Origin of the sequence: Acidicapsa dinghuensis, assembly GCF_025685685.1 — a bacterium.
In the GTDB taxonomy this organism is placed as follows: domain Bacteria; phylum Acidobacteriota; class Terriglobia; order Terriglobales; family Acidobacteriaceae; genus Acidicapsa; species Acidicapsa dinghuensis.
Genome location: NZ_JAGSYH010000002.1, coordinates 601,946 through 620,249, shown reverse-complemented (window position 1 = coordinate 620,249; position 18,304 = coordinate 601,946). Strand labels below are relative to the sequence as shown.

14 protein-coding genes are annotated in these 18,304 nt (G+C 56.9%); 6 read left to right on the top strand and 8 right to left on the bottom strand.

What is annotated here, in order from left to right:
• Window positions 1–14 precede the first annotated feature (14 nt).
• From OHL22_RS06085 to OHL22_RS06075, 3 genes are all read left to right on the top strand, one after another.
• Entirely contained in the window at window positions 15–1,157 is a 1,143-nt protein-coding gene (locus tag OHL22_RS06085; protein ID WP_263334359.1) for an ARPP-1 family domain-containing protein, read from the top strand.
• 147 nt (window positions 1,158–1,304) lie between these two features.
• Window positions 1,305–1,685, top strand: a complete 381-nt coding sequence (locus OHL22_RS06080) for a BlaI/MecI/CopY family transcriptional regulator (RefSeq protein ID WP_263334357.1) — start codon at window positions 1,305–1,307, stop codon at window positions 1,683–1,685.
• Window positions 1,682–3,022, top strand: coding sequence for a M56 family metallopeptidase (locus OHL22_RS06075; protein WP_263334355.1), 1,341 nt, complete (start codon window positions 1,682–1,684; stop codon window positions 3,020–3,022). The genes OHL22_RS06080 and OHL22_RS06075 overlap by 4 nt, the downstream gene beginning before the upstream one ends.
• A gap of 65 nt (window positions 3,023–3,087) precedes the next feature.
• Here the strand turns inward: OHL22_RS06075 and OHL22_RS06070 are convergent, their stop codons facing one another.
• Window positions 3,088–5,754, bottom strand: a complete 2,667-nt coding sequence (locus OHL22_RS06070; RefSeq protein ID WP_263334351.1) for a M16 family metallopeptidase — start codon at window positions 5,752–5,754, stop codon at window positions 3,088–3,090.
• 580 nt (window positions 5,755–6,334) lie between these two features.
• Here OHL22_RS06070 and OHL22_RS06065 point away from each other — a divergent pair.
• The gene (locus OHL22_RS06065) at window positions 6,335–7,018 is read left to right on the top strand and encodes an RNA polymerase sigma factor (RefSeq protein ID WP_263334349.1); all 684 of its coding nucleotides are present in this window, start codon (window positions 6,335–6,337) and stop codon (window positions 7,016–7,018) included.
• 57 nt (window positions 7,019–7,075) lie between these two features.
• Here OHL22_RS06065 and OHL22_RS06060 read toward each other — a convergent pair whose 3' ends face one another.
• From OHL22_RS06060 to fdhD, 3 genes are all read right to left on the bottom strand, one after another.
• On the bottom strand, window positions 7,076–7,561 hold the full coding sequence (locus OHL22_RS06060) for a DUF1641 domain-containing protein (RefSeq protein WP_263334347.1): 486 nt from the start codon (window positions 7,559–7,561) through the stop codon (window positions 7,076–7,078).
• 20 nt (window positions 7,562–7,581) lie between these two features.
• Window positions 7,582–10,611 carry a formate dehydrogenase subunit alpha gene (fdhF, locus tag OHL22_RS06055; RefSeq protein ID WP_263334345.1) on the bottom strand — a complete coding sequence of 1,010 codons (3,030 nt, stop codon included), beginning with the start codon at window positions 10,609–10,611 and terminating at the stop codon, window positions 7,582–7,584.
• A gap of 193 nt (window positions 10,612–10,804) precedes the next feature.
• On the bottom strand, window positions 10,805–11,668 hold the full coding sequence (fdhD, locus tag OHL22_RS06050) for a formate dehydrogenase accessory sulfurtransferase FdhD (protein WP_263334342.1): 864 nt from the start codon (window positions 11,666–11,668) through the stop codon (window positions 10,805–10,807).
• 93 nt (window positions 11,669–11,761) lie between these two features.
• On the opposite strand from fdhD, the gene OHL22_RS06045 reads away from it, so the two are divergent.
• Window positions 11,762–12,865 carry a LacI family DNA-binding transcriptional regulator gene (locus OHL22_RS06045; protein ID WP_263334341.1) on the top strand — a complete coding sequence of 368 codons (1,104 nt, stop codon included), beginning with the start codon at window positions 11,762–11,764 and terminating at the stop codon, window positions 12,863–12,865.
• Between the two features lie 82 nt (window positions 12,866–12,947).
• Here the strand turns inward: OHL22_RS06045 and yidC are convergent, their stop codons facing one another.
• The 4 genes from yidC to rpmH all read right to left on the bottom strand — a co-directional run bounded on the left by yidC (window position 12,948) and on the right by rpmH (window position 16,101).
• Window positions 12,948–14,792, bottom strand: a complete 1,845-nt coding sequence (yidC, locus tag OHL22_RS06040) for a membrane protein insertase YidC (RefSeq protein ID WP_263334339.1) — start codon at window positions 14,790–14,792, stop codon at window positions 12,948–12,950.
• Window positions 14,793–14,891: 99 nt separating this feature from the next.
• Window positions 14,892–15,266, bottom strand: a complete 375-nt coding sequence (gene yidD / locus OHL22_RS06035) for a membrane protein insertion efficiency factor YidD (RefSeq protein WP_263334337.1) — start codon at window positions 15,264–15,266, stop codon at window positions 14,892–14,894.
• Entirely contained in the window at window positions 15,263–15,766 is a 504-nt protein-coding gene (rnpA, locus tag OHL22_RS06030) for a ribonuclease P protein component (RefSeq protein WP_263334335.1), read from the bottom strand. The genes yidD and rnpA overlap by 4 nt, the downstream gene beginning before the upstream one ends.
• Window positions 15,767–15,945: 179 nt before the next feature.
• Window positions 15,946–16,101, bottom strand: coding sequence for a 50S ribosomal protein L34 (gene rpmH / locus OHL22_RS06025; protein ID WP_263334332.1), 156 nt, complete (start codon window positions 16,099–16,101; stop codon window positions 15,946–15,948).
• Between the two features lie 593 nt (window positions 16,102–16,694).
• Here rpmH and dnaA point away from each other — a divergent pair.
• The gene (gene dnaA, locus OHL22_RS06020) at window positions 16,695–18,152 is read left to right on the top strand and encodes a chromosomal replication initiator protein DnaA (RefSeq protein ID WP_263334330.1); all 1,458 of its coding nucleotides are present in this window, start codon (window positions 16,695–16,697) and stop codon (window positions 18,150–18,152) included.
• The last annotated feature ends 152 nt before the right edge of the window (window positions 18,153–18,304 follow it).

Genomic DNA, 18,304 nt, shown 5'->3' with positions numbered 1-18,304 from the left:
TGGCGGGGATAAGTGTGTTTTCGTTCACAGACCGAGGCGTAGTGCAAGCCGCGCCCGCAAGCGGCGAATATCGCGTACTGGCGCCGATCGAAAGCGGCGATCTGTTGTTGTTTCCAGTGGTGCGGGAAAACGCGAAGTCGCGGAGCGAAACACCGTTTCTGACACTGGATGAAGGCCTGAAGAGCGGTGAAGTGGAAGTGACCGAAGCAGGAAAAGCGCAGGGTCTCGTTCGTTCGCGCGACGGCCATGGAGGCATGGTCCAGCCAGAGCCCTATCGCGGCGATCAGGTGAACACGCTGGTCCTGGTAAATCATTCGAAGCGGCCTCTGCTGATGCTTGCCGGAGAAATCGTGACGGGCGGCAAGCAGGATCGCGTGATAGCAAAAGACCGGATTGTGCCTGCGAATGCGGAGCCAATTGATCTCTCGGTGTTCTGCATTGAGCCTGGGCGATGGACAGAAAGCTCGGCGAAGTTCGGTACGGCGGCGAAGGGCACAGTAGGCAGCTTCATGGTGCAACCGCAAGTGCGTCAGCGGGCCATGGTTGAGAAAGATCAGCAGCAGGTCTGGAGCGCAGTGGGAGGAGCAATCTCGACGATGAACCGCGCCGCTACCCCTTCCCCAGGCATAAGTTCCTCAAGCACACATGGATATTCGCGGTCAACGGTTACAACCAGTTACGCGAAGACGATGCAGAGTGAAGCGGTGAACGACAAAGTAGACGCAGCAGCGGCTCCATTGATGAAGTCACGTGACGAGATACTGGCGCAGCTACGCAAGGAAGATGCAGTGGGTGTAGTAGTCGCCGTCCACGGTGAAATTATCTGGGCTGATGTCTTCGCGGATTCTGATCTGCTCGCGCGGTACTGGACAAAGCTGGTGCGCTCCTACGCAGCAGAGAGTTTGGATAACGGAGCGCCGCATGGGAAGACCACCATCGAGGATGCGCAGCGATTCTTGAATTCGCCCGTGGGCGGAAACGAAACAAGCGAAGGCGAGGTCGGAATATATCGCTACAAAGAGATCAAGTGGGGTGAAACCGACACATTCGTGTTGGAGTCACTGCTGCCCGGAACCGGCTATCCGGTACACATCAGCAAGCTCAAGGTAGAGCGAACAGAAACGGTACACCTACCGCATCGACCGGTAGTGTATTAGTTTGCGCTCGCGCCTGGCGGGGCGCGAGCCAGCCGAATGGGCACGGGCACTCAAGCCTGTGCCCATTCGCTTTTTATCAAGTCCTAAAAACTTAGTTGACAGGCCTGCGGGGTTCGGCATAACCTCCTAATTCATTAGGAGAATTGAGTGGCGAAGCGCGAAAAAAACACGCTGACAAAACTGGAACTGCAGATCATGCAGGTGATCTGGAAACAGGGTGCAAGCAATGTAAGCCAGGTGCAGCAGGCGTTGGAGCAGGAGCTGGCTTATACGACGGTGCAGACGATGCTCAATATTCTGTGGCGCAAGGGTACGCTTAAGCGCAAGTTGCAAGGGCGTGCCTATGAGTACAGCGCCGCTGTGACAGAGGCCAGGGCTCTTGGACATGCCGTGCGTGATCTCATCGATCGCATGTTTGGCGGTTCGAGCGAAGAGCTGGTAATGAGCCTCATCAAGACCCGGCAGATCGACGCCAGGAAGATTGCGGAACTGAGCAAAAAGCTCGAAGAGGAAGAAGGCAAAGCATGAGAATCGCAGAGATGTGGGTACTCGCATATCTTGTGAACTCGCTTTGGCAGGTGCCGCTGGTTTTCTGCGCGGCATGGCTTGCCGCCCGTTCGGCACGGCACGCCGGTCCGCAAATGGAACATCGCATCTGGGTAGCAGCGATCTTTCTGGAAGCCGTTTTGCCGATGTGCGCGTTTCGTGCGGACAACCTCTGGCAACCCGCATGGAGTTTGCTTTTGTGGCTGCGTGGAGGAAATAGTACGGACGGTGTTGTGCGTGTTGTGCTCGGCCCCCCGCACCCTGCGGGTGCAGCGCTGGCGTGGCTTTCGCCAACCGTATTGTTGGCAATCGCTGCGGCATATTTGGCAGGCGTGGTCTATTTTGCAGCTCAGCTTGGCTGGAATGCATGGAAAACGAGAGTGATCTGCAAGCGAGCCACGGCTTTCGACCAGAGCGAAGCCTGGAACACCGCGATGACAGGGTTGGATCATTCGCTTCGCACGAAGACGGAGTCCTTACGCGTCGTTGTGTCATCGCAGGTCGCTGGACCAGCCATGCTTGGAGTGTGGCGGCCAACGCTGTTGATGCCGAGTGGCTTTGTACAACGGCTGAGCCAGGGGGAACTGCAAGCCTTGCTCGGGCATGAGCTTGCTCACATGCAGCGCCGCGACTTCGCGAAAAATCTGCTCTACGAGGTCACGTCTCTGCTGGTGGCCTACCATCCGCTGTTGTGGCTCACACGCGCAAGGCTGGCGGAAACACGAGAGCAGATATGTGACGCGATAGCAGCGGACGTTTCGGGTGGGCGAGGGAACTACGCGCGCCTGTTGTTGCGGCTTGTGACGACTCTATCCGAACTTCCCAATCGATCCCAACCCGCCTTTATCAACGCTCTAGGAATTTTCGATTCCAACAATTTTGAAAGGAGAGTTATGCAATTGAGAGAGAAACAGTTCCCAGTCACCAGTGCGCGACGCGCAATCGTCGCCGTAGTGTGCGTGCTGGCTGCTATTGCTACATGCGCTTCAGCTTTAGCTTGGCGTGTAGATGTCAATGCGCCTTCGCAGAAGGCCGTCAAACGGGTTGCCGTAGCGGAAAAGTATATGACGTTGACGCATCAGGTCAATCCGGTTTATCCCGAAGAGGCTAAGAAGGACAAGTTGAGTGGCTCTGTCGTGCTCGCGGTTCATGTCAGCAAGGATGGCGTAGTGGAAAACCTTCGCGTTGTGAAAGGCCCAAAGGTATTTCAAACGAGCGCGCTCGACGCTGTGAGGCAATGGCGCTATCGGCCCTATCTTCTCAATGGAGATCCCATCGAGGTCGATACACAGGTGACGGTTGTGTTTGAGTCCAAGTAGCAAAACAATGAGCCGGGCAGAAGTTGTGCCCGGCTCGTTGTCCAATTTGCGCTGAACTAAATAGATTAGTGCGGCGCTGGTCCTCGCACCACCTGCACAAAATCTCCAGTGCGAATCTGGCGTTCAAAGGCCGCCTTGATCTCATCGGCAGTTAGCGCATAATAGCGCTTCGCCGCGCGAATAGGTTCATCTAGCGGCAGGCCCATCTGAGCGCGGTGCAGCAACCCTCCGGCAACCGCATCTTCACTCGATTCGCTCAAAGGAATCTGCCGCAGCAGAAGCGCCTTCGCCTGGTGCAGCTCTGCCTCCGAAACATCCTGCGTGCGCATCTGGTCCAGATCACGCTGAATCAGCACACGCGCCTTCTCCACATTCTCCGGATTGCACCCATAGAAGACCGAGTAAGTGGCGCGGGTCTTCGAACCATCAAGACTTACATCCACTGTGTAGACATAGCCCGCAACCTGGCGCAGATCGTGATAGAGGCGCGTCGCGTAAAATCCGCCACCAAGCACATGATTTCCCAACTGCAGCGGATAGTAGTCCGGATCGAAGCGATTGAGTTTCAGCTCCTCCGCAAGCGTCACCGAGTCCTGCACCGCCTCCTGGTCTGGAACATTGGTCGACGAAGCCTTGTTGACCGGAACTGCCGGAAGAGTCGTGTTGGGCTTAGAGCCGGTAGCCTTCCAGTCGCCAAACCACTTCGTAATCACCTGCTGTGCTTCATCGGCAGAGACATCGCCAATGACCACAATGGTAGTAAGATCAGGACGAATCGCCGCGCTGTAATACTTCTTCACATCATCGAGCGTGATGGTGCCCAGCGTCGCAGGAGTAGCCTCCCGCAAAGAAGGATCGCCGGTCGGAAGCAGTCCGAGATCAAGCGCGCGCGAGGTGCGATAGCCGGGGCTCTGCAAGTTGCCGGCAACAAAGTCTTGCGTCTGCTTCTTCACCACCGCAAAAGCCTCGGCTGGCAATGCCGGATGCAGTTCGTTATCCGCAAGCAACTGCACGCCGCGCGAGAAGTTCTCTTTGAGTACGCTCAGCGAGAAGCCGAAGCCAGCGCTTTCGCTTGCAGCGATATCATCCAGCGCCTTCTGGTACGCAAGCCGGTCCAGCGTCGTTGTGCCATAGGAAAAGAGCCCATCCAGCACATCGGAAACACCCTCCTGCCCGGTCGGAGTTTCCAGGTCCGCATTGTGATCAACCGATCCCTCCACAGAGACTGTCGGGCTCGTATGATCGGTCTTGACGATGAGCCGAATACCATTCGGGAGCGTCGTGTCGCTCACCTGAATGTAGTTGGACGGAACCTTAAGCTCCGCAAGTCCGCTTGCAGCCCACGCAGGCAACACAACCGGTTTCGTCGGCGGATTCGTCATCTTCTCTCCGCCGCCAAATCCCTTCTCCGCCACCGGCTCGCCGTTGGGCCGCGGCTTCAGCACGGCAGAGATAGAATTCTGATCCGACAGATATTGCTTAGCTACACGATTCACATCCGCCAGCGTGACCTTCTTGATCGCCTCGATATCTTCATCCGGCGATGTACGCCCCTCAGCCGCAAGCGACTCGGACCATACACTCGCGAGTCCAGGAATCGAGTTGCGCTGAAACTCTGCGGAAGCAATCTCACTGCGCTTGGCAGCATCCACCAGATCCTGCGGAACGCCATTTGCGGCATAGTTAGCAATGATCTTGCGCAGTTCGTCCTGGGCGGCTGTAACGTCAGCGTTGGCGGGCTGAGCAACAAGCCCGAAGCCAACACTGGCCTTGGGATACGTCTCGGCAATGCCAAACTCAGCAGCCAGCGCCTTGCCTGCCGGCACCATACCGTAGATATCGGCGCGTTGGCTCGCGAGTACATCGGAGAGAATCTGTGCAGCCGCATAGTCCGGTGAATCGGTGCCCGGAAGCCGGTACGCAATAAAGCCGAGGACATACGGCAGATTGCTGTCGAGCGTGAAGCTCTCGTTCTTTACTGGCGTGAGATTTATGTCAGGGTGCTTAGGCAAAACATGGCTCGGAATACTGCCGAAATGCTCTTTGATCTTTGCCATTGTCGCCGCTGAATCAACATCACCAACGACAATCAGGATGGCATTCGCCGGCGTGTACCACTGCTTGTAAAAGTCCTGCAGCATCTTGCCGGTCGTAGCGTCGAAAGACTCCTTTGTGCCCAGCGGATCATGCGCATACGGCGTGCCGGCAAACATATCGGTGTTGAGCCGGTTGATGAATTTGTACGTAGGGTTCGAAAGATCGCGAGCTACTTCCTGCTCAATCGCGCCACGTTCCTGTGCCCACTCGGCGTCTGTGTCATCAGCTCCGCGAAGGCATGCAGCCTGCGCCTGCAGCGCAATGTCCACATCGCCGGCAGGAACAGTGGCGTAGTACTGCGTAATATTCTGCTCGGTATCCGCGTTGTCGTCGCCGCCAAGCTGCGCATAAATAGCTGCGGTCTGGTCGGCGCTCATGCCGGTACATCCGCGAAAAGCCATGTGCTCTTCGGCGTGAGCCATGCCCGGAAACCCCGCTGGCGTCTCATTGCCGCCCACGAGGAAGTTCATCTCAACCGTGACCACCGGCGCGAGTGTATTGCGGATGATGACCACTCGCAGGCCATTGTCGAGAGTGGCGCGGGTTACGTCAGACTCGGCAGCCAGAGAAGAGGATGGCAGAACAGAGGCCGCAACGGCGGCAACCAGTAAAGCGCAAAGCGATTTCTGAATCAATGCGATTCTCCATGGTCGTGCCTGGCGCTGACAGGGTGATCGCTGCAAGGTTCGTAAGAACCCATAAGCCACAGCGGACACACGGCTTCACCGCATCTGGCAGACAATTTCTACGGTCTCAGTGTTGCATGCCGCAGGCAGGCTTGACCAATCGGGGCAGCTGTCGAGTACCTGCCTGGCTTATCGGGAACTCGTAGAAATGGATAGGAAGAAAACCAACCATTATTGGGGGTTTTTGATAGCTCCATCGGGTCTGGCGGGATGTCCTCATGACGGTAACAATGGTCTTGAATTGATCGCTTCCTTCTCCACTCGATCAGGGAATGACCCAAAATGTCATTACAAATTCCGGGTCCGCATGCGCCGGAGAATGAAATCGCCTGTGAAGATGGCGATTCGATACGAATAGCAGTAATCAAATTTCAAAGACGATCTCGCAACTCTAAAGTCAATTGCCTGTGCAGCGCAGCGGCGGTTCTCCAGGACCAACTCCTTGCCGATGCGATGCCGTTCAGCTCAGAGACGAGACTCACATTGCTCTTCCTGTACGCCTTCCCACGCAGTTCTCAGGAGAATCTCAATGGCCTCGCTTGCAACGGACTACTCTTCCCTTTCTCTGAATTCAAATCTCGCGATACAGCCTTCCCCCATGCAGCATCCAAATCTCTCGCGTGACCTTGCGCTGGTCACAGCTGCCCAATCAGGCTCGTCTGCGGCCTTTACGGAATTGCGTGAGATATACTCCGCGCGCATATACAGAACGATCTTGGCGATCACCAAGATTCATGAAGACGCCGAAGATGCGCTGCAAGATACTTTTCTACGTGCTTATCTGGCGCTGAATAACTTTGAGGGGCGAGCTAATTTTTATTCCTGGCTCACGCGAATCGCCATCAATTCAGCGCTGATGCTTTTACGAAAACGCCGCGGCAGGCCCGAAATATCATTCGCCACGAGTGCGGATAGTCAGGATGCGCTGCAAGTCTTCGAATTTCCCGATGCCGCCCCCACGCCAGAGCAACTCTGTGACCAGCGGCAAAGGCATTTGCGCCTGATGCGGGCCATCCGCAAACTGGAGCCGCGTCTGCGCGCAGTGATTGAGATTCAGATGCGACATGACTGCTCCGTACGCGATATCGCGGAAATGTTGGAGATCTCTGAGGCCGCAGTAAAGTCGCGGCTTTATCGCGCCCGGGCCAGACTGACCGCTGCGCGTGTATTTAGCGGAATCTCGTTTAGCTCCACTTCGAAAATTCCTGCTTAATTGCGAACTTGCAGTCCAGGTCTCTTTCGAGGCAGCTCTAAGCTCTGCGAATCGACCTTAGCGCTTCAGATTGGGTTCGGTGCGAATCTTCAATTGATACGCAAGGTTCTTGAGCAGCGTGTTCATCAGGCCCATGCCCCGGCGAAAATCCCGGCTGAGAAAACTGCCGAAGAGGCCAAACAGGGAAGGCGGCTCATAGGCTACAGCCTTCGCATTGCCAAAGGTCTGGCTGACAGCGACAGCAGTGCCCTGCAGCACCTCGGGATCGATGGAGCTGAGCATCTGGAAGAGCAAAATGCCATTCCGCATCGCGCGAATGGCCTGCGGCGAATTGGCCTCGGCGGCTGCCGTATCGATGATCTTGTCGCCCGCGGCGAGCGCCCCACGTAGCGTCGATAGCACGCCTCGTTCGTGCAGTCCCTGCAACAATTCACAGGCGTCGAGCAAAGCCGCGGCGTGATCTGCGGGCGCTTGTTCCAGACGATCGAGCAGCTCCTGTTTAGGATCGCGCGTGGGCTTGGTGAGCGTGATGGGCTGAGCCATGATGAAATCTCCTCGGGTGCCTATTTCGATTGCGTCTGGATCTGTACAAGCTGCGATTCGCCGGGCATGCGATAGTCGGCGCGCTTCCATTTACGCTCTACTTCCACGCCATTCTGTGGCGTGGGATGGCCGAAGCGGGGATTGGTTGGGGGTAACGGATTTTTGACAGAGCGATCTCCGCGAGACGTCAATACCTGCATGTGAACCGATGTCTCTTTATACGCAGGCGTATGCGTTACAGAATCCGTATGGCTGCTGGTCAGCTTGTTGACGGCTTCGTCCAGGTTTTGCAGGGAGTTCATCGGCATGTAGAGCTGATTGCCATAGACGCGATCCGTAACAACGGCCTGTACTTTGACCTGTCCATAACGCGATGTCAGTTGCACCCATGACCCAGATTCAATGCCGCGTGCCTGCGCAAGGGAAGGCGACACTTCGACAAAAGCACAGGGCGTCTTCTCGCGAATACCCTCGGTGCGATACGTCATGTTGCCTTCGTGGAAGTGCTCCAGCAACCGTCCGTTGTTGAGGTGCAGATCATATTCGGCATCAGGCTGATCGGTAGGCTCGTTCCATTGCAGCGGATACAGCCGCGCCTTTCCGTCAGGGAAGTTGAACTGCTTCGTGAACAACAGCGGCTGATCGCTCCCGTCTTCGGCTACTGGCCACTGCAGCGTCTTGTAACCTTCAAGGCGTTCGTATGTAACCCCAGCCATCAACGGAGTGAGCGCCGCAATCTCGTCGTAGATTTCCTTCGGGCTCGGATAGCTCCACTTCGCGCCGAGACGGTTGGCAATGTCCGTGATGATGCACCAATCCGGGCGGCTCTCACCCAGCGGTTCAAAGACCTTGTAAAGCCGCTGAATCCGCCTCTCCGTGCTGGTAAAGGTGCCCTCTTTCTCCAGGCTCGGACTCGCCGGCAGAATCACATCCGCAAACCTACAAGTCTCCGAGAAGAAAACCTCCTGCATCACAAAAAAATCGAGCTTAGCCAGCGCATCGGCAACAACATTTGCATTCGAATCCACCAGGCTCATCTCTTCGCCAAATAGATACATGCACTTCAGTGTGCCTTCATGGATGGCGCCGATCATCTGGTGATTATCCAGCCCCGGTTTCGGCGGCAGCGTCACACCCCATGCCCTCTCAAACTTCCCGCGCACCTCTGCATCTTCCACTTTTTGATAGCCGGTGTAGAAATTCGGCATTGCGCCATGGTCGCTCGCTCCCTGCACATTGTTATGCCCGCGCAGAGGATACGAGCCCGCACCGGGCCGCATGTAGTTGCCCGTCACCAGCAGCATATTCGAGATAGCAGTCGAAGTATCCGAACCCATCGAGTGCTGCGTCACTCCCATCGCCCACAACACACAGACACCATCAGCCTCAACGATCATGCGCGCCAGTTGCGTCAGTGTCTCAACAGAGATGCCGCAGCGCTCGCTCGCCATCTCCATCGTGAAAGGCTCCAGGCTCTTCCAGTATGTGTCAGTACCGTTGACCCATTGCTTTAGAAACTCGGTATGAGCTAGCCCGTTATCGAGGATGTAGCGCGTGATCGCCGAGAGCCATAAAAGATCTGTCCCCGGATTAGGACGAATAAACAGATCCGCGCGATGCGCCATCTCATGCTCGCGCAGATCCACCACCACCAGTTTCTGCCCGCGCAGCTTGTGCGACTGCTTCACACGCGTCGCCAACACCGGATGGCTCTCCGCCGTGTTACTGCCAACGATCAGCACCAGCCCCGCTGCTTCAATATCTGTGATTGATCCCGAATCACCGCCGTAGCCCACCGTGCGCCACAGCCCCGTCGTAGCAGGAGCCTGGCAGTAGCGCGAGCAGTTATCCATATTGTTGGTGCCAATCACCGCCCTCGCCAGCTTCTGCATCAGATAGCTCTCTTCGTTCGTGCACTTCGACGAAGAAATAAACGCCAGCGCATCCGGACCATGCTCCCGCTTGATCTCCGAGAACTTCGTCGCAATTAGATTCAGCGCTTCATCCCAAGTAGCCTCGCGGAAGCGATCGCCCTCAGCGTGACGCTCGCGAATCAGCGGCTTCGTCAGCCTGTCTGGGCTGTTCACATACTCCCATCCAAACTTGCCCTTCACACACGTAGAGATACCGTTAGCCGCCCCATGTAACGGCTCAATCTTGAGAATGTGGCGATCATTCGGATCAGCGCCATTCTCCAGCGTCCATACGTCATAGCTGCAGCCAACGCCGCAATAGGTACATACCGTCTTCGTCTGTTTCACGCGATTGTGCCGCATCGCCGACTCAATCTCCGACACCTGCAGAATCGCGCCGTAGCCCATCTCCGGCTCAATACCCTTCACCACATCGATCATCTGTTCCAGCGCACTTGCCGGCAGATTGGTAAAGTAGCCAGCCTTGCCGAGCATGTTTTTCTCCATCAGCGCGTTGCACGGGCAAACCGTCACGCAATGCCCGCACGAAACACAGCTCGACTCGTTGATCGGTTTGCCTCCATCCCACAGCACGCGCGGATGATCGAGCTCCCATCCGATCGAAAGCGTTTCATTCACCTGCACATTCTGGCAGGCCTGCACACAACGCCCGCACAGAATGCACTGATCCGGATCGTACCGGTAGAAGGGGTTCGACATATCCTTCTCATACGGTTTCGGCTTATAGGGAATCGACTGATGCTCCACCTTGAGCATCGCCGTCGTCTGGTGCACCGTGCAGTTGCCATTGTTGTTATCGCAAACCGTGCAATACAGCATGTGATTCCCCAGGATGCGGTCAAAGGCCTCATGCTGCGCGGCCACCGCGCGCGAAGACTCTGTCGTAACCTTCATTCCCGTCATAGCCTTCGTCCCGCACGCCCGCACCAGCTTGCCGTCAATCTCAACCATGCACGTATCGCAGGTCTGGATAGAGTCAAGCTGCGGATGATAGCAGACATGCGGAAGCTCTGTTTCCGAGCGATTAATTACCGCAATCAGCAATTCGCCAGGCGTAATGGCGACGGATTTTCCGTTGATGGATATCGACGCTGAACCAGCGAGACTGGAAGGCATGCAGAAAATCCTCCGGGGGATGAGTATTGGCGTTCTCGCTCAATGTGTCAATTGCCGCAAGACTTCGACGATAAAGAATGGACCTGCCGGGAACAGCCCACCAAAGTAAGACGCAGCCAGCAGAGTTGGAGATGCGCGAAAGAAAACGTCAGCACCCGGAAATAACGGTAGCAACAACCGCTGTTAAAGTCTGTTAAAGGCCGAGCCGCTGCTCGCCAGCGTAGATAACAAACCGCCGCTCGCGCAAAAATCCCACCAGCGTCAGCCCAAGCTCCCGCGCCAACTGCACAGCAAGGTTCGACGGCGCAGAGACCGACGCCAGCACCGGCAATCCCACTGCCAGGCACTTCTGCACAATCTCAAAGCCTCCACGTCCACTCACCAGCATCATGTGCTGCGACAGCGGCAACAGGCCACGCATCAACGCCCATCCGGCAATCTTATCGACTGCATTGTGACGGCCAATGTCCTCACGCAGCACCAGCAACTCTCCGGCTGCGTTAAACAATGCCGCCGCGTGCAGCCCTCCGGTGCGGCGAAACACCGCTTGCTTCTCCCGCAGTCGATCCGGCAACTCGCACAGCAGGCCGGGACTGATGCGAAAATCCTGATTCGGCGCCCGCAATCCGCGTCGACGAATCGCCTCAATCGACGCCTTACCGCAGATCCCGCAGCTCGAAGCAGCAAAGAAATTCCGCTGTAACTGTCGAGGCTCAAAGCTGCTGTCACCCAGCTCGATTTCAACCACATTCCTCTTGCCCGACGCCGACGAAACCCGCAACGCAACGCCGGCAATCTGCGCCGCATCCTCAACGATGCCCTCCGTCCACAAAAAACCCGCAGCCAGCTCCTCATCATTGCCGGGCGTGCGCATCGTTACACTGATCGGCGTAAAATCACCACCGCCATCTCCAACTCGAATATCGAGCGGCTCCTCGGCCGACAACTCATCCTGTTGCCGATGCACGGCGCCATCGTTCCACTCCATCACCTGCGTCAGTTGCAGGCTTCGTTCGGGAACCGCGCCTTCCGCTTTGTCTTCGATTGATTTACCCATGAAAATACCGGAATTTCGGTCCTTTCCTCTTCCTTATAGGAACAAAAAACGCATTTTGCGCCAGACATCGGCTCAAGATGCTACAAAATCTCCATGACCAAGCGCAGAGCTTCCACTTCGCCGAAGAGCCAGACTATCAGTCTGCGCACTCTGGGCGAGTATCTGAACCTTTCCCCGGCGACCATTTCGCTGGTACTCAATAATGCGGCGGGTGTGCGATCCATTCCCCAGGAGACGCGTGAACGCGTCCGCGAAGCCGCCCGGCTCTTCAACTACCGCCCCAGCTTTTTCGCCCGTTCCTTGCGCAAAGGGCAGACATTCTCCGTCGGAGTTCTCGTACCCGATCTGTGCGACGGCTACGCCACGCAGGTACTCGAAGGCATGGAAGATGTGCTGATCGAAGAAGGCTACTTCTACTTCATTGCCAGCCATCGCCGCCGTCAGGATCTTTTGGAAGAGTACCCGAACCTGCTTCTATCCCGGTCCGTCGAGGGATTCATCGCCATCGACACCATGTTGCAGCATGAGCTGCCTGTTCCAGTTGTAGCTGTCGCCGGACATCGCACCATCCGCGGCGTCACCAACGTTGTGCTCGACCAGAAGCGTGCCGCCGAGCTCATCTTGAAACATCTGCACAAGCTCGGTCACCGCCGCATAGCCTTCATGCGCGGCGGCAGTTATAGCTCCGATGCGGATGACCGATGGGAATGTCTCATGCAGACGGCGCAGGAGTTGCAGTTGCCTCTTCGTCCAGAGTGGCAGGTGCGTCCTGAGCTGAAAGTAATTAGGCCCGAACTAGGTTATATGCCGACGATTGAGCTGCTGAGCCGCAAAGCCAATCAGCGAACAGGCACGGATGCATCTGCCGAAAATCACTTCACCGCCCTTGTCTGCTACAACGACATAGCGGCCATCGGCGCTATTCGCGCGATTCGCGAACGAGGCCTGCGCGTCCCGGAAGATATCTCCGTCGTGGGCTTCGACGATATTCAGGCCGCTGCTTTTCAAAACCCCAGCCTCACGACCATCCGCCAGCCGCTCCGCAGTATGGGCGAAACAGCCGCGCGCATCGTGCTCAAGCGCATCCGCGCACACGCTGAGAATCAAGCAGACGAGCCTGAAGAGGAAACCGTTCCCGTGCTGCCCGAGCTCGTCATTCGCGAGTCAACCGCGCCGCCAGGAGTCGCAGCCAAATAACCTGGGAACTAAATCCGAGCAAGGAAAATAAAAAGGCGGCGGAGCATTCGCTCCGCCGCCTTTCTTTGCTCATGCGTTCACATCAGCGCTTGGCTTGAATGGTCTTGTCTGCCTTCTTCGCCGCGCGCTTCGCAGCGAGCGCCTGCAGCTCCTTGCCCATCGACGAGTTGTTGATGCCATACTGCAGTCCCAGGTTGAGCAGGTTGCCCGTAGCCCAGTAGAGTGCCAGTCCTGACGAGAAGTTCCACATCGAGAAGCCGAAGATTGCCGGCATCATAAACGCCATCATGCGCCGCTGCTGCGGATCCATGCCCGGCGAAGGCGTCATGATCTGCACCAGGAACATACTGGCGATAATGACAATCGGCAGTATATGCAGCGGATCGGCAACAGCCAGATTCGGCAGCCAGCCCCACGAAGCCTGACGCAGTTCGATCACATTCAGCAGCACGCGGTAATAGCCGTAGAAGAGAGGAATCTGCACCAGCATCGGCAGGCAGTTGCCGTACATGTTGATGCCCTCTTCCTTGTACAGCTTCATCTGCTCCGACTGCATCTCCGCGCGCTTCGGATCGGTCGCCTTCAGATTCGCGTACTTGCGCTTGATGGCATCCATCTTCGGCTGAATGCGCTGCATCTTGAGCGACGACTTCATCATCATGACGCGAGTCGGCAGCATCAGCAGGTTAAAGACCAGGGTGACGATGATGATCGCCCAGCCCCAGTTACCCACAAAACCTTTCACAAAGCGCAGCAGAAGGAAGAGCGGCTCGGCGATGATCTTCAGGTACCCAAACTGGATCAGCGGCTTGAGATCTTCACCGGTAGTAGTGCCGTTGGCCGCCATCGTGTGTGTGTCCGCCAGCGTGTCAAACTGCAGCGGTCCGGCGAAGAGGCGGGTATTGATAACACCACTGGTATCGCCCACGGCAACGCCGAGAACTGGTGAAGGAAATTTGTCGCCGTTAGGATTCGTGGCGTCCTTGGGAGCCTGCACCTGGTTGTGCAGCGTCACAACCGTCGTTTGCGTCGGAGCATTGGGCATGAAGGCAGCGGCAAAGTAGAGATCGATGGCCGCTGCATAGTCGTAGCTGCCGTCATAAGTTGCTCCGCCACTTACACCCTTGGAAAACCAGCTATGGTTGGCGCCTGTGGAGTCACGCTTGCCGTCGATTGACCACGCGAATTTGCTGGAGGCATATTGCGTAGCTTCTTCCTGGTCGCCCATACCCGCAGGCCACGAAATCAGCGCGCGCACCGACGCCCCATCACGCTTGACATCCACCTTGATGCCGATCACATAGCTCTGGTTAAAGGTGAATGTTTTGGTAACCGTAAGAGGCCCTTTGGCGTACTTGAAGACAATGCCCGATGGAGCACTGATGGTGCCCGTAGCCGATGCCTGATAGAGCGCGGAGTTAAGCTCCGTCGTCAGCGGTTGCTCATAGGTATAGAGCGAAAGCGGGTAGCCGAAGCTGGCAGCCGCCAGATGATTCACCAGATCCAGCGGGCGTCCCTTTGAATCCTTGTAGCGCTTGAGAATCCAGCTCTTGACCTGCGCTCCGCGATTCGTAAAGGTGATGCGGTAAAGCTCGTTCTCGACAACTGTCTCCGTCTCGGTCGTGGCGACGACTGCTGCTTTGGAAGAGGCAGCCGCAGTTTTTGCCGCCGCCGTACTGGTCGATGACGTACTGGCTGTACTGGTGGATGGTGAACTCGCGGCTGTTTGCGCAGGCTGCTGTTGTTGCGCCGTTTGTGTCTGTGGCTGCGGCTGGTTCTGTGTCGCCGGTGGTTTGAAGTATTGCACGGCGATGAGCGCAACTACGGCCAGCAACAGAAAAACAAGCGTGGAGCGCATATCGCCGCCAGGGCCGCTGCCGCCGCCGGGGCCCTGCGTGGATGCATTGGGATTACGTATTTCGGCCAAGGATATAGTCCTGAACTCTCGGGCATGCCTTATCGATGCCCGTCGTCTGAAAATTCGGATAGTAGAAAGAGGTCGCGTGCGATGAAACGTCAGCGCGCGTTAAGGGATTGGCTCACGCAGAGCGCATGCCGGTACCTGATCGGCAGCCGCGCGATGCTGACACTTGGTGTGTGGTACGTGGCCCGGTAGCGGCACAGGATCGAACCCGCCGCGCGCAAACGGATGGCAGCGCAGAATACGCCGCAGCGCCATCCATGAGCCGAGAATCGGCCCGTATAGCGCAATCGCTTCCGTAGCGTAATTCGAGCAGGTCGGCTCATAGCCGCATCCGCCCGCAGGAGTAATGGAGTGCAGAGCGGGCGAGAGCCAGAGACGATAAAACTCCAGAAATGCCAGCAACATGCGCTGCGAAGCACTCAGCGTCGCGGTCTCTATTGCCGGTTGCATTGCCGGTTCCATCATCGATTCGCTCATGCGTGGGCCTGCGTCTTCATTTGCCCTGTCGTCTGCGTGGCAAATTGTGTTGCCGCCTGACGGAAGATACGCAGAACCTCGGCATCAAGTTTCGCAAATTCCATCGTGAGCACGGAATGCTTCGGATGTAGTACCAGATCGACACCAACGGGTAATTCCGCAATATGCCGCCGAACTGCCTCGCGCATGCGCCGCTTAATGCGGTTGCGGTCATGCGCCTTGCCCAGCACCTTGCCCACCGTAAGCCCCACGCGCGGTCCAGCGGCTGAGGCACGGATTGCACCAGAAATCTGGATTGTATTCGCCGCCGCAAGCTCTGAAGATGCATCGGCTTGCCGCGCCATAAACCAGCTCATCGAGCTCGAAAACTGCTTGCGTGCGCTCTTGTATACACGCTGATAGTCGGCATGCTTGCGCAGCCGCAGATCACGCGCCTTTGCCTGCGCGCCGTCACTGCTCGCCGGTATTCGGGAGTGCGGAGATGTAGGAAGGGCATTCATCGTCAGCCATTGCAGGCATCGACTGGGTGCGCCTGATCGGGCTTTGTACGGAAGAGAACTGTGCCTTGGAAGGGCAGTAGGCGGGAAGAAACTGCTTCGCGCCAGTTCGTACAAGCCATGAAAACCGGCGCTCCACAAAAAAGGCCAACACCAAAGTAATGGAATCGGCCGGAAAGAGGTTAGTCGCGGAATCCGGCGCTGACCGAAACACGCTTGCGGCCCGCGGCGCGACGGCGGCTGAGCACGGCGGCTCCGCTCTTCGTCTTCATACGGGACCGGAAGCCGTGAACTTTCACGCGGCGGCGGCGGTTGGGCTGAAATGTGCGCTTAGGCATAAACGTGCGCTCCTGAGTCTATATGCGAAAATCTTCGCCTGAACGGCAAGATTCAAGTATATCCGAGATGCGGTTAGGAATCCAGTCTCATCCGGTTCGTGTCTATTCAAGATTGTTCTCAACTGCCCTTCACCCATTCGCCCGGCAGGTGTAGAATCCGAATTCGTACCCAATCGCTGCCTGCCACCCACAGGCCTCGAATCAAAGGTGAAATCCCACGTGCGCATCGCTGTGACAAAGGCTGTTGAATACTATTTACATGACAGCCGTCACCGCTCAACTCGCGGGTTTCACCATCAATGGTGCAAATCATTCCGTTGTGTGAATGAGACGTTGCAGACGCCTCAATTTGTGCTAGTATCGGACCCGTTCAACAAAGATTCCAGACACTCCGCTCAACTGAGTTTCTGTCTACGAAGTCGATGCGAACTACAGGCATTTCAGCCTGAATGTCTCACGGCAGACTAAGAATCCCCACACGGCGCGCTGACTGTTGATCGCGCCGGGGGCGAAGCATTGCTTTTAACTGCGTAGCAGGCTCATATCGAGCGCCCGGAGTCGTTGGTTAATAGAGAGCGCGTAAGGAATTCATGATGTCATTCGTCTCCACGCCAACTTCGACACTCAACCCCTGGATGCAAATCCTCGCGGCACTTGAAAAAAAGGTCAATCGCCAATCCTTCGACACATGGTTGAAGCCCACACGCTACAGCCACGTCGCTGGACGCATTCTCTACGTGCGCATTCCCACCGAGGAATTCCAGCACATCGGCGACAAGTACAGCGACCTTGTCGGCGAAGCCATCGACAACCTCAAGCTCGAGGTTGACGATGTTGTCTTCGTCACCCAGGAAGAAGATCCCTCACAGCCTCCCGCGCGCAAGGATGGCGGCTTTCCGCCTGTGCCTTCGCACGCCGCGAGTGCTCCGCAGCAGAGCAATCAGAATCATCGTTACAGCGATCATGTAAATCCAGGAGCACGGCGCAACGGTCATCCCGTCGAGCAGCAGGGCCGCTTCGACTGGTCGAGCGCCGCGCAGCTCAATCCCCGCTACACCTTTGACAACTTCGTCATCGGTAACGGCAACCAGTTCGCACGCGCGGCCTCTCTCGCAGTGGCCGAGCGTCCGTCGCGCGCCTACAATCCGCTCTTCCTCTACGGCGGCGTCGGCATGGGCAAGACGCATCTCATGCACGCCATCGGTCATGAGGTAAAGCGCCGCCAGCCCATCTACAACATCTGCTACGTTTCGGCCGAGAAGTTCACCAACGAGATGATCAACTCGCTGCGCAATGACCGCATGACCAGCTTCCGCGACCGCTTCCGCGGCGTTGATGTGCTGCTCATCGATGACATCCAGTTCATCGCGCAGAAAGAGCGCACGCAGGAAGAGTTCTTCCACACCTTCAACGCTCTGCACGAGAGCATGAAGCAGATCGTCATCGCCTCCGACCGTCCTCCCAAGGAGCTGGCAGAAATCGAAGACCGCCTGCGCTCGCGCTTCGAGTGGGGCCTCATCGCCGACATTCAGCCACCCGATCTTGAAACCAAGGTCGCCATCCTGCAGAAGAAGGCAGAGAGCGAACAGTCCGTTCTTCCCACGGACGTTGCGCTCTTCATCGCCTCCAACGTACGGACCAACGTGCGTGAGCTTGAGGGCGCCCTGGTGCGGCTCATCGCCTGGTGCAACATGAACAACATGGAGATCACGCTGCAGGCCACGCAGCAGTGCCTCAAACAGTTCATCGATACGCAGGTGCGCAAGATCACCATCGAGGCCATCCAGAAGGCCGTAGCTGAAAATTTCGCCATGCGTGTCAGCGAGCTCAAGCAGCGCAACAACTCGCGTGCCGTCGTCGTGCCGCGTCAGATCGCCATGTATCTGGCCAAGCACCTCACCGAAGCCAGTCTGCCCGAAATCGGACGCCAGTTCGGCGGCAAGCATCACACCACCGTCATGCACTCCATCGCCAAAATCGATGAGCAGCGCCGCGCCGACAAGGACCTCAACCGCACCGTCAACAAACTGCAGGAAATTCTCAACGGATAAGAGTCGAACGTGAACCCGAAACACAAAGGCCGTCTGAAGCATCCTTCAGATGGCCTTTAGCTTTTCTTTCTTTCTGTCATTCCCGCAGGGAATCCTCTTCACCTTCGCACGCAAGCGCGAAACAACAATTTCCGGCGACGAGCACGCTTGTC